Origin of the sequence: Caballeronia sp. LZ024, from assembly GCF_031451455.1 — a bacterium.
Lineage (GTDB): Bacteria > Pseudomonadota > Gammaproteobacteria > Burkholderiales > Burkholderiaceae > Caballeronia > Caballeronia telluris.
Map to the genome: position 1 here is coordinate 2,067,381 of NZ_JARUXL010000001.1, position 11,865 is coordinate 2,079,245.

Below are 11,865 nucleotides of genomic sequence, written 5' to 3' on the forward strand. Positions count from 1 at the left end.
ACCCTCAGTCGCCTTTGAAGTTCAGCCGCTTAACTACCGCCGCCACCCCTTCCGTTCTGCGTCGCTGCATCAGCAGCAGAGAAACGAGATTATGAAGAACGTTTCGCTTTTCGTCAACAGATTTTTTTAACTACCGAATCCGCCAACCTCGCCGCATCGCCCGTCCCACAAGGCTTTGCGGCTCGCGCACCGCACTCACTTCCCGCTTCCTCGCCACTCATCGAGCAGCGAAGGAACGGAATTCTAGTGCCCACCCGCGCGTTGCGCAAGCGCTTTTTTAAAGAATTTTTACTAGCGCCCTCGCCCCTATAAAACGGGCCACACAATGGCCTGCCGTGGCAGTCGTCGAAGAGCGGTAAAAGCAGCCGCATAGCGACTACAATTAAAGGTTCTCCGCCTCTGATCATTCCAAACATATGCGCTCGCGAATCGCCAAACGCCTTCCCCCGGACGCCGACAAGCTCGTCGGCCTCGCACTCGCATTGTTCGCGTCGGGCAGTCGCATCGAAGATCGTTTCTGGGAGACGCGTCTCGACGCGCTTCTCGCGAAGATCGTGCGCAACGGCAATCAGACGACGCTCGACGCCGCACTCGACCATCTCCAGCAAAATCATCCCGATGCATACGGCGCGCTGGCCGACATGGCCGAGACGCACAGCGAGTCGTTCGCGCTCGACCTCGACGGCGTGCCGCACGAGGCGCTCTTGATCGCGGCTCCGGTGCTCGCCTGGACGCGTTATGCAATTCCGTCGGGGCCGCTCAAAAGCGATGTCGCCGACGCGCTGCGCACGCAGATGCAGGCACACGTGCTCGCCGCCAGCGCACGCGTCGCAGTCGCGCCGTATCTGTACAGCATCGATCAATTGCCGCGTCATCACGTCGATACGGCGCGGCTCGCGCAGCAACTCGTGCAAACCGCGCTGGGCGGTCCCACCGCACGCCTGAATCTGTCGGATTTGCCCGAAACCTCGCCGATTCTCGCGGATCCGCGCTTCCTGCTCGCCGTCGCCGTCGTGCCGACGGGCGCGCCGCTCTTTCGCTGGCAGGAAGACGAAAACGGCGGACGCATCGAGCGCGGCCAGTGCCTGGAACAATGGACAGCGCAAGGCGGCCCGAGCTTCGCCGCCATCCTCCCCGGCTGCGAATTCGAATGCCTGCTGCCGGACGCCTATTACTCCGCCTGCCGCGATGCCGACGAGCAAGTCCGCCCGCACACCGTGCGCACGGCCGTCCGCTACCTCTTCGACACGCTCGGCGCAGCGCCTCAGGAATTGCGCGCGGTGATCGCCGGCTTCGGCGAACGGCGCGTCGACGAATATCGCGTCGGCTTTACGCGCCGCGGCAGCAATGACGTGATCTACGGCGTGGTCTGGCCGCTCTATGGCCGCGAAAACGGCGAGATCGGCATGGAAGACGAGGCGGTCGACCTGGAAGGCGCCGACGGCCCGGTCGAGGAAATCGTCGCGTTGCTGAAGAAGGCGGGCGTCTCCGACGTGCGTCGTCACGCCGGCCGCTTCGAACCGGAATATTGCGACGACTGCGGCGTGCCGCTCTACGCCGATCCCCTCGGCGAGATCGTTCACGCCGAAATGCCCGAGGACGCCGAGCCCGCGCAACCGCACTTTCATTGACCTTCGAGCACGGCCATGGCCGACTCGCTGCACGAAAAGCCCCGCCTCCGCGGGGTTTTTCTTTTGCCGCAGCGGATGTGCGTTTGGCCTATTCCTTCTGGACAGGGCGCCAAAACGGCCGCTTTTTGTCACCATTGATCCTGCGATGCACTGATCGTCGCGGAAGGCCGTCTGAGAGTAGGCCGCGAATCCATAACCATAAGGGGCGAACATGAAAGTCACATTGATCAATTCCGACGCGGAGCGACGCGCAGGGCTCAAGACCCTTCTGCGTCACATCGACCGTCAAGGGCACTTCAACGAAGCAAAGGACTGGCGACAGGCGCGGCACGCCGTGCAGCGCCTCGACCCCGATCTCATCGTGATCGACTGGCAGGAGAACATGAACCCCGCCGATCTACACGACCTGCTGCGCGCTTGCCCGGGCATTCCGGCCGCCGTCGTGGTCGACGACGTCTCGGGCAGCCACGCGCGGCGGCTCTTCATGGCGGGGGCGATCGGCGTGGTGCCGAGGAGTCTCGATCCGCATCTGCTGGTCCGCGCACTGGAGATGGTGTTGCTCGGCGGTCACTATGTCCCGGTGGGCGCGCTCGATCCAGATCTCGCCGTCGACACCGCTCCGCGGCGCTATCCCGAACCCGTGAAGCTGATGCGAAACGCCGGGCGTTGCGCCACGCTCTCGCCGCGTCAGCAGCAGATCATGCGCTGCGTTCACATGGGCAATACGAACAAGGTCATCGCGAAGACACTCGGCATCAGCGAAGGCACGGTCAAGATCCATCTGGCGAGCATCTTCCAGCAGCTCGGTGCCGTGAACCGCGCCGCCGCCGTCGCAATCTACAACGGCTGGCAGAACAATTGCCTCGAAGTCCTGCGTCCCGAACAGGAGACCCGGGTCCGGCCCGCGCTCGGCGAATCCGGCCCGGTGCCGCTGCGCACCGCGAACGCGCGGTACCCCGAGCCGGCCCAGAACGATTCGCAATTCCTGCTCGCGGCGGAGCCCGAGAAGCCCTTCGGGCGCTGACGCAGCGTATCGCGGATCCGTCGCGACGAGCCCGTCGACGGCGCACACGTTTCGCGCGCAGCGAGTAATATGCGGTTCATGGGGTTCTTCTATACACCGCTCCCGCTGTGGCTTGCATCCGGTGGCTGGATCGTCACCGCGATGCTGCTCGCGCTCGCGTTCATGCAGCGGCCCTTCCGCCGCCTGCAGGACGCCACGCTCCAGCATGTGTGGCTCGGCATCATTGTGGCCGTGACCGTGCTGTGGGCGTGCAACGCGTGGTTCGATGACGGCCCCGTCATTCATCTGCTCGGCGCCACGCTGATGGTCACGCTGTTCGACTGGCAGCTCGCGCTCATCGGCATGGCTGCGACGACTGCGCTCGCCGCGGCCGTACTCGACGCTTCCTGGCTCACCGCGCCCATCACGTATCTGTTGTTCGGCGCGTTGCCGGTCGGCATCTCGACCGTGCTGGAGCGCGCGAGCAACGCGTGGCTCCCGCGCAATCTCCTCACCTTCATCATCGGCCACGGCTTCATCGCCGCCGCGATTGCGGTGGCCGCCGCCTGCGGGGCGATGGTGCTCTTCGAGATGGGACTCGCGGGCAAGTCGATCCCGATCCCGCCCGCCTTCATCCGCGGGTCACTGTTGCTCTGCGCCGGCGAGGCCCTCTTCACCGGGCTGCTCACAATCCTGATCTCGGTGTACAAGCCCGCCTGGATCACGACCTACGATCTCCGGCGCTATCGTCTAGACCGCGGACCTCGTGTCTGAACGGCGCCGTTGCGGCCTTTGCCCACGCGCTTCGCAGGCAAGGCGCCGCGCAAATTGCGATAAGATGGAACTCCTTCCCCTCGTCAGGCATCTTATGTGCCTGTGTCTCTCTTGCGCCTAACTTGATGGAAAGTAATCACGCACCGCGCCGACTGCTTCGGCTCGTCGGCCGGTTGGCGGTATGCGCATCGATCGCATGCACCGTCACCGCCTTTGCCGACACGCTCGACGAACGCAACGAACTCGTCCACCATTTCGTCACCGATTTCCAGGCCAACCCGCTGATCGCCGACTGCGCCGCGCACGGCAGCTTTGTCGCGAGCACGTCGACGGCGTTCGACCATGTCGAGTTCCCGGCCACTTCCTTCGATGCCTCGCATTCCACGCTCGTTCCATGGAACGATTCCTTCGACAACCACAAGCAGCGCGTCAAGGTCGACAACGTGGTGACGGTCGAAGGCCTCGGCGTGAGCAAGAGCGGCGACCGCGATCCGGCCTCGCTGAAGTTCCGCTGCGGCTATGTCGGCAGCCAGATGCTCGCGTTCGGCTGGAACGATCCGGTGCCGCCGGCCAAGGCGCGCGCGGAGCCGCGCTCGTCGAAGAGCAAGCACGGCACGAAGGGCAAGTCGAAATCGAAGGCGACGGGTTCGTCGAAGAAAACCACCGCCAAGAAGAAGCACTGAAGCCGTCGCGGCGCAGAAAGCACAAGGGCGTGATCACCATCCGGCGATCACGCCCTTTTCGCTGGCACTGCGGTGCGCTGCGCCCGGAAAATCAGAACGCCTCGACGTGCCGCAGGATCGCGTGCAACATCGACGCGCCCAGCGCCGCGCTGCGCTCGCCGTTCCAGCCGACGCGCTCGTCGGGCAGATTAGCGTTGTCCTTGAACGGCATTTCGAGTGTCAGCGACAGGCATCCGTACTCGTTGCCGATGTACTTCGACGCAAGCTTCAGCGCATCCGTCTGGTACTTGCTCGACTCGTAGCCGTGCACGTCCTGGAAGTCCGGGCTCGCCTGCTTGAAGAATTCGAGGAACGCGGCCTGCTCCTTCGCCTGCCTGTCGGTAAAGCCCGGCAGCATCTCCGATCCCGCCACGAACACGTAGGGAATGGCTTCGTCGCCGTGGATGTCGAAGAAGAGATCGCAGCCGGTCGCCGCGATCGCCTCGCGCACGCACAGCACTTCCGGGCTGCGCGCGGCGTCCGGCTCCATCCATTCGCGATTCAGGTTCGCGCCTGCCGCGTTGGTGCGCAGGTTGCCGAGCACGCTGCCGTCCGGATTCATGTTCGGCACGATATGAAACACCGCCTGATCGAACAGCTTGCGCGCGACCGGGTCGCCCGCCCAGTCGCCCCAGCCCGCGAGCCGCTTGACCAGCCCTTCGACGAACCATTCCGCCATCGTCTCGCCCGGATGCTGGCGCGCGATGATCCAGATGTTCTTCTTCGGCGCCGCGGCGTCCACAGCCGGCACGCCGAGCGTGAGCAGCGACATCGGCCGGCCCTGCACGGTCTGGCCGATCTCAGTGAGCGTCGCGTGTGGCATCTGCTGGACGGCGCCGAGAAACTCCGAGTGGCGCTCCTCGCTGTACGGCTCGAAATACGCGTAGTAGATGCGATCGAAATCCGGCGTGTGATCGATCGTCATCACGCGGCCGTCGTAGGTCGTCGGCACGCGGAACCAGTTCACGCGATCGTAGCTCGCCACCGCCTCGTAGTCCCGCCAGCCCTCCGCGAACGCGCAGTCCGCGGCATTCTCGAAGGTCATCACGAGGCGCTCGCCGCGCGCCCCCGACACGCGAAAGTAGAACCATTGCGCGAATTCGGCATGGCTGTCGGGGCGCACGCGCAGACGGATGTCCGCGGGACGCTCGGCTGACACGACGACGATCGCGCCCGCGTCGAAGTTGCTCGTAATCGAAATGCTCATGACGTTTTCCTTAACCCTGGTCTCATGCAGTTTGCGGTTCGATGAACCACCCATCACTCGGCGCTCATTCGGCGATACGCCGGCGAAACACATACGTCTCATCGTTCGATGCCTTCGGGTCGAACGCGTAGCCTTCGCTGTCGAAGGCCTTCAGCGCTTCCGGCTCGTCGATGCGATTTTCCACCGCATAACGCGCCATCATCCCGCGCGCGCGTTTCGCGTGGAAGCTGATGATCTTGTAACGGCCGCCTTTCCAGTCTTCGAAGACGGGCGAAATCACGGGCGCGTCCAGCAGCTTCGGCTTCACCGACTTGAAGTATTCCTCCGACGCGCAGTTGATCAGCACGCGCGCGCCGCGCTGCTTCTTCAGCTGCGCGTTGAGCGCCGTCGTGATCCGCTCGCCCCAGAACGCGTATAGATCGCGCCCGCGCGCGTTCGCGAACTTCGTGCCCATCTCCAGCCGATACGGCTGCAGCAAATCGAGCGGCCTCAGCACGCCGTATAGCCCGGACAGCACCCGGACGTGATGCTGCGCATAATCGAGATCGCTCGCCGACAGCGTTTTCGCGGCGAACCCTTCGTACACGTCGCCGTTGAAGGCGAGCATCGCCTGCTTGGCGTTGTCCGCGGTGAAGCGCGTCGACCAGTCCGCGTAACGCTGAAAGTTCAGATGCGCGAGCGGGTCGGAAATGTGCATCATGGTGCCGATCTGCTGCGGCGAGAGCTTCCTCAAACCGTCGATGAGTTCGGCTGCATCGTCGATGAATTCGGGGAGCGTGTGCTTCCTGACATGCGGCGGGGTCTCGTAGTCGAGCGATTTGGCTGGCGAAAGAACGATTATCATGGAGGCTCGCCGGCGCGCCGCCGACGATCAAGGACACAAAACCCCAGATTGTATCGAATGGAAAATGCCTCCGCGCTGCCCGCGCTTTGCGAGACCGCGCCCGTCCCGGTCGTGCTGGATTCGAATGTGTGGATCGACATCCTCGTCTTCGACGATCCCGCCGCGCGGCCGATCCGCGCCGCGCTCGAAGCGCGCACCGTCGAAGCGCTGATCGACGCGCGCTGTCTGAAAGAACTCACGCGCGTGCTCGACTACCCGCAGTTCGTGCGCATGGGCGTCGACAAGGCGGCGGCGCTCGAAACCGTCGCGCGGCTCTCGCAGTTGATCGCGCCCGCGCCGCCCGCGGACGAACGGCCGCTGCCGAAGTGCCGCGACCGCGACGACCAGAAGTTCCTCGAACTCGCGCATGCATCGAGGGCGCAATGGCTCGTCTCGAAGGATCGCGCGGTGTTGAAGCTCGCGCGTCGTACCGCGCGCGACTTCGGGTTTCAGATCGCGCAGCCAGCGCCGTTCGTCGCGGCGCTTGGCCTTACGCCGGAAATCGAACGGGCGGCTGCTGTTTAGAATAGAACGCTGATCGCTCAAACAACGCACACGCCAAGCCACCATGAACGCCACGCACGAACTTCCGCAAACGCCCGCCGAACTGAGCTTTCCTTCGCGCCTGCCGCAGGTCGGCACGACCATCTTCACCGTGATGAGCGCGCTCGCCGCGCAAAAAGGCGCGGTCAATCTCGGCCAGGGCTTCCCCGATTTCGATTGCGATCCGCGCATCGTCGACGCCGTCGCCACCGCGATGCGCGACGGCCACAACCAGTATCCGCCGATGGCCGGCACCGCGTCCTTGCGCCAGGCTATCGCCGCGAAGATCGACCGGCTCTATGGCCGCCAGTACGACGCCGACCGCGAGATCACCGTGACCGCCGGCGCGACGCAGGCGCTGCTCACCGCGATCCTCTGCTGCGTGCATCCGGGCGACGAAGTCATCGTGATCGAGCCGATGTACGACAGCTACGTGCCGTCGATCGAACTCGCGGGCGGCAAGCCGGTGTTCGTCTCGCTGGAAGCGCCGGACTACGCGCTGCCCTTCGACAAGATCGCCGCCGCGATCACGCCGAAGACGCGCCTTCTGATGATCAACACGCCGCACAATCCGACCGGCCGCGTCTGGCGCGAAGCGGACATGCGCAAGCTCGAGGAAATCGTGAGCGGCACGAACGTGCTGATCCTCTCCGACGAAGTCTACGAACACATGGTCTACGACGGCGCGCCGCACGAGAGCGTCTCGCGCTATCCCGAACTGGCGAAGCGCAGCTTCGTCGTGTCGAGCTTCGGCAAGACGTTTCATGTGACGGGCTGGAAGATCGGTTACGTGGCCGCGCCGACGGCGCTCACCGCCGAGTTCCGCAAGGTGCACCAGTTCAACGTGTTCACCGTGAACACGCCGATGCAGGTCGGCCTCGCGCACTATCTCGAAGACCCGGCGCCCTACATGACCCTGCCCGCGTTCTATCAGCGAAAGCGCGACTTCTTCCGCGCAGGCCTGGCAAACACGCGCTTCAAGATGCTGCCCTGCGACGGCACCTACTTCCAGTGCGTCGATTATTCGGCGATCAGCGACCTGCCCGAAGCCGAATTCGCGCAATGGCTCACGAGCGAGATCGGCGTCGCGGCCATTCCGGTGTCGGCGTTCTATCACGAGCGCCATGAATCCGGCGTCGTGCGCTTTTGCTTCGCGAAGAAGGAAGAGACGCTGCAACTCGCGCTCGACCGCCTCGCGAAGCTCTGAACCGGGTCGCGGCTGATGCAGCTCCGCGCTTCGTCATCCGCGCTTTTGCGCCTCCATATACGCGAGCCGGTCCGCCGTCACCTTTTGCGCGGCCGGCCGCTCGCCGATCATCTTGCCGTGCGTCTTCCAGTCGATGCCGGCGTCGAGCACGAAATCCCTTCCATACACGGCCTTTGTCGCCAGACCGACGAGCGGCAGGCTCACGAACGCGCACACATCGGCGATACTGAAGGCCGGTCCCGCGACGTAAGGCGCGAACTTCGCGATCCGCGCGAATCCCGCGATGTGCCGCGTCAGCAGTTTCTCGACGCGCGATTTCGTGTAGTCGGTCACGGCGCCGCCGAAGAACGCCTGCTTGTACAGATCGCGCGCGACGAGTTCCAAATGCAGGTCGATGAACGTCGCAAGCTCGCGTTCCTTCGCGGCGTGGTAAGGGTCGGCGGCGAAGATGGGCTTGTCGGGATGCGCGCTCGCCAGATATTCGACGATCACCTGCGATTCGCAAAGCGGTCCCGCGTCGGTTTCGATATAGGGCACCTTGCCAAGCGGCGAGCGCGCGAGCGTCGCTTCATCCTGGTTGAAACCGGCGCGCACTTCCTCGAACGGAATGTCGTGTTCCAGCAAGACGAACTTCACCTTGTTGAAGTAATTGGACAACGGAAACCCGTACAGCTTGATCATGCGATATCTCCTTTGTTTGTCGCTCGCATTGTGCATTGCCGGACCTGAAACATCTCATAAAAATGCACGACCGTGCTAATCTAATTGCATCAGGAGTCGACCTACACCATGAGCTTTCGTGATTTTAAGGTTGAGACAATCGGCATCGTCGGCAGCGGCGCGATGGGGCGCGGCATCGCGCAGATCGCGGCACTCGGTGGGCTGACCGTGCGTCTCTTCGATACCAACCCGCAAGCCGTCGCCGCTGCCCGCGACTATCTCTCCGACACCCTGAACAAACTCGCCGCAAAAGGCAAGCTGAAGGAAGCGGACGCGCACGCCGCCCTCGCCCGCGTCCACGCCGCCGCGCAAACCAGCGACCTCGCGGACTGCGACGTCGTGATCGAGGCGATCGTCGAAAAGCTCGACATCAAGCGCGAACTCTTTCGCGAACTCGAACGCGTGGTCGGCGAGCGCTGCATTCTCGCGTCGAACACGTCCTCGCTTTCGATCACCGCGATCGCCGCGGGCTGCGCGCGTCCGGAGCGCGTCGCGGGCTTTCACTTCTTCAACCCGGTACCGCTGATGAAGGTCGTCGAGGTGATCGACGGCCTGCGCGGCGACCCGGGCGCCGGCGACGCGCTGATGGACCTCGCGCGCCGCATGGGCCACACGCCGGTGCGCGCGAAGGACATGCCCGGCTTCATCGTCAATCACGCCGGACGCGGGATGAATACCGAAGGCTTGCGCATCGCGGGCGAAGGCGTGGCGAGTTTCGTCGACGTCGACCGCATCATGCGCGAGCAAGCGGGATTCAGGCTCGGACCGTTCGAACTGCTCGACCTGACCGCGCTCGATGTCTCGCATCCGGTGATGGAGTCGATCTATCACCAGTTCTATGAAGAGCCGCGCTTCACGCCCTCGCCGATCACCGGCACGCGGCTCGCGGGCGGCCTCATCGGACGCAAGGCGGGCGAAGGCTTCTACAAGTACGTCGACGGCAACAAGCAGATGCCGGAAGAAGCGCCCGCGCCGACTGCCCTGCCGCACCGCGTCTGGATCAGCCGCGTGTCGCACGGCGCGCGCGAACAGGTGCTGAAGCTGATCGCGACATCCGATGCCGCCGTTCACATCGACACCGGCAACACACCCGCGCCGGATTCGCTGATCGTCGTGACGCCGCTCGGCTTCGATGCGACCACGGCGGCCGTCGCCGAGAATCTGGACGCGACGCGCGTCGTCGCCATCGACACACTGTTCCCGCTCGACACCGTCGCGCGCCGCACGATCATGACGACGCCCGCGACCACGCCCGCCATGCGCGATGCCGCGCACGCGCTCTTCGCCGCCGACGGCGTGCCCGTCACCGTGATCCGAGATTCGACCGGCTTCGTCGCGCAACGCGTGGTGGCGACGATCGTCAACATCGGCTGCGACATCGCGCAGCAGCGGATCGCGTCGCCGGAAGACATTGATCTCGCCGTGACGCTCGGCCTCGGTTATCCGAAAGGACCGCTCGCGCTCGGCGATGCGCTCGGCGCGAAGACGATCCTCGCGATTCTGCGCAATATCCATAGCGTGCTCGGCGATCCGCGCTACCGGCCGTCGCCCTGGCTCGCGCGCCGCGCGCAACTCGGCCTTTCTCTCACCCACAGCGAGGATTAAGCGATGAGCGCCGAACTCCTGACCGATCGTCCCGCAGGCAGCGACACCACGCTCGTTCTCAAGCTCTCGAACCCCGGCGCGAAGAACGCGCTGCATCCGGACATGTACGCCGCCGGCATCGAGGCGCTCAACACCGCCGAGCGCGACACCTCGGTGCGCGCGATCGTGCTGACGGGCGCCGACAACTTCTTCTGCGCGGGCGGCAACCTGAACCGGCTGCTGGAGAACCGCGCGAAGGACCCGTCCGTGCAGGCTGAGAGCATCGACCTGCTCGGCGAATGGATCAGCGCGATCCGCGCCTCGTCGAAGCCGGTGATCGCGGCCGTCGAGGGCGCGGCGGCGGGCGCGGGCTTTTCGCTCGCGCTCGCGTGCGACCTGATCGTGTCCGCCGACGACGCCAAGTTCGTGATGTCCTACGCGCGCGTCGGCTTGACGCCGGACGGCGGCGGCTCGTGGTTTCTCACGCGCGCGCTGCCGCGCGCGCTCGCAAGCGAGATCCTGCTGGAAGCGAAGCCGATCGGCGCGGTGCGGCTGCACGACGTCGGCGTCGTCAACCGGCTGACGCGACGCGGCACCGCGCTCGATTCGGCTGTCGCCTGGGCCGACGATCTCGGCAGCATGTCGCCGAAAGCGCTTGCGCGCATCAAGTCGCTGATCGCCGCCGCCGACGTGCAGCCGCTCGCCGCGCATCTCGACGCCGAGCGCGACAGCTTCGTCGATGCGCTGCATCACGGCGACGCGCTCGAAGGCATCAGCGCATTCCTCGAAAAACGCCAGCCGAACTACAAATGAGCGCCTACCAATTGCCGGAACGCCGCCGCATCTTTCTGATGCGTCACGGCGACGTCACCTATTTCGACGACACCGGCCGCGCGATCGATCCCGTCAGCGTGCCCTTGAACGAACGCGGCCGCGAGGAAGCGAGCGCGGCCGGCCGCGCGTTCGCGGCAGAGGGCGTGCGCTTCGATCGCGTGATCGCGAGCGGCTTGCCGCGCACGGTCGAAACCGCGCGGCGCGTGCTGGATGCAAGCGGCCAGGCCGTCGAAATCGAAATCTGGCCGGAATGGGAAGAGATTCGCGGCGGTCATCTGAAGAACCTCTCGACCGACGATATCGAGCGCGCATTTCTCTCGGTCTTCGACGGCGTCGTGCCGGAAGAGACGCAGTTTCTCGGCGGCGAGACGATCGGGCAACTGCTCGACCGCGCGTTGCCCGCGATGACGCGTCTGCGCGAAGACACGCGTTGGGACACCGTCTTGCTCGTGCTGCATGGCGGCGTGAATCGCGCGCTGCTTTCGCATGCGATCACGGCGGGCGGTCGCGCGTTCTTCGGACATCTGTCGCAGGCGACGGGTTGCATCAACGCGCTCGACGTCGGCGAGAAACCGGGCGACTTCGTCATCCACGCGATCAACCATTCGCCGCCCTCGCCGCTTCAGACCGGCGTGCGCAACACGACGATGGAACTGCTGTACGCGCAGTTCCTCAAGTTCAAGACGAATCTCATGAAGTGACATCGAAAATTCGGTCCGCTCGCAGAGCATCGTCAGAAGATGCGGAGCGGATCGTC

Annotated in this window: 12 protein-coding genes; 9 read left to right on the forward strand and 3 right to left on the reverse strand. The window is 64.7% G+C overall.

The genetic code is table 11. The annotated features are described in order from the left end of the window. Positions 1-416 precede the first annotated feature (416 nt). The 4 genes from QCE48_RS09205 (at position 417) to QCE48_RS09220 (ending at position 4,091) form a co-directional block, all read left to right on the forward strand. The gene (locus QCE48_RS09205; RefSeq protein WP_309788122.1) at positions 417-1,631 is read left to right on the forward strand and encodes a DUF2863 family protein; all 1,215 of its coding nucleotides are present in this window, start codon (positions 417-419) and stop codon (positions 1,629-1,631) included. A gap of 211 nt (positions 1,632-1,842) precedes the next feature. Beyond that, complete coding sequence (locus QCE48_RS09210; RefSeq protein WP_309788121.1) at positions 1,843-2,655, forward strand: response regulator transcription factor; 813 nt, start codon at positions 1,843-1,845, stop codon at positions 2,653-2,655. Positions 2,656-2,733: 78 nt separating this feature from the next. Continuing rightward, positions 2,734-3,408, forward strand: coding sequence for an energy-coupling factor ABC transporter permease (locus tag QCE48_RS09215; RefSeq protein ID WP_309788365.1), 675 nt, complete (start codon positions 2,734-2,736; stop codon positions 3,406-3,408). A 125-nt stretch (positions 3,409-3,533) separates the two neighbouring features. Beyond that, positions 3,534-4,091 carry a BspC domain-containing protein gene (locus tag QCE48_RS09220; protein ID WP_309788120.1) on the forward strand — a complete coding sequence of 186 codons (558 nt, stop codon included), beginning with the start codon at positions 3,534-3,536 and terminating at the stop codon, positions 4,089-4,091. Between the two features lie 91 nt (positions 4,092-4,182). Here the strand turns inward: QCE48_RS09220 and QCE48_RS09225 are convergent, their stop codons facing one another. Next, on the reverse strand, positions 4,183-5,337 hold the full coding sequence (locus QCE48_RS09225; RefSeq protein WP_309788119.1) for a M14-type cytosolic carboxypeptidase: 1,155 nt from the start codon (positions 5,335-5,337) through the stop codon (positions 4,183-4,185). Positions 5,338-5,401: 64 nt separating this feature from the next. Then, the gene (gene yaaA / locus QCE48_RS09230) at positions 5,402-6,181 is read right to left on the reverse strand and encodes a peroxide stress protein YaaA (RefSeq protein WP_309788118.1); all 780 of its coding nucleotides are present in this window, start codon (positions 6,179-6,181) and stop codon (positions 5,402-5,404) included. 57 nt (positions 6,182-6,238) lie between these two features. Between yaaA and QCE48_RS09235 the strand changes: the two genes are divergently transcribed. Together QCE48_RS09235 and QCE48_RS09240 are read left to right on the forward strand one after the other, a co-directional pair. Beyond that, positions 6,239-6,745 (forward strand): putative toxin-antitoxin system toxin component, PIN family, encoded by a 507-nt coding sequence (locus tag QCE48_RS09235; protein ID WP_309788117.1) that lies wholly within the window; start codon positions 6,239-6,241, stop codon positions 6,743-6,745. Between the two features lie 43 nt (positions 6,746-6,788). After that, entirely contained in the window at positions 6,789-7,970 is a 1,182-nt protein-coding gene (locus QCE48_RS09240) for a pyridoxal phosphate-dependent aminotransferase (protein ID WP_309788116.1), read from the forward strand. Between the two features lie 33 nt (positions 7,971-8,003). On the opposite strand, the gene QCE48_RS09245 is transcribed toward QCE48_RS09240, so the two are convergent. Further along, the gene (locus tag QCE48_RS09245) at positions 8,004-8,651 is read right to left on the reverse strand and encodes a glutathione S-transferase (RefSeq protein WP_309788115.1); all 648 of its coding nucleotides are present in this window, start codon (positions 8,649-8,651) and stop codon (positions 8,004-8,006) included. Positions 8,652-8,759: 108 nt separating this feature from the next. On the opposite strand from QCE48_RS09245, the gene QCE48_RS09250 reads away from it, so the two are divergent. The 3 genes from QCE48_RS09250 to QCE48_RS09260 are packed head-to-tail and all read left to right on the forward strand — an operon-like array spanning position 8,760 to position 11,809. Then, positions 8,760-10,295: a 3-hydroxyacyl-CoA dehydrogenase gene (locus QCE48_RS09250; protein WP_309788114.1), complete on the forward strand. Its 1,536-nt coding sequence runs from the start codon at positions 8,760-8,762 to the stop codon at positions 10,293-10,295. A 3-nt stretch (positions 10,296-10,298) separates the two neighbouring features. Further along, positions 10,299-11,087 (forward strand): oxepin-CoA hydrolase, alternative type, encoded by a 789-nt coding sequence (locus tag QCE48_RS09255; RefSeq protein ID WP_309788113.1) that lies wholly within the window; start codon positions 10,299-10,301, stop codon positions 11,085-11,087. Then, entirely contained in the window at positions 11,084-11,809 is a 726-nt protein-coding gene (locus QCE48_RS09260) for a histidine phosphatase family protein (RefSeq protein WP_309788112.1), read from the forward strand. Before QCE48_RS09255 ends, QCE48_RS09260 begins: the two co-directional genes overlap by 4 nt. Positions 11,810-11,865 lie beyond the last annotated feature (56 nt).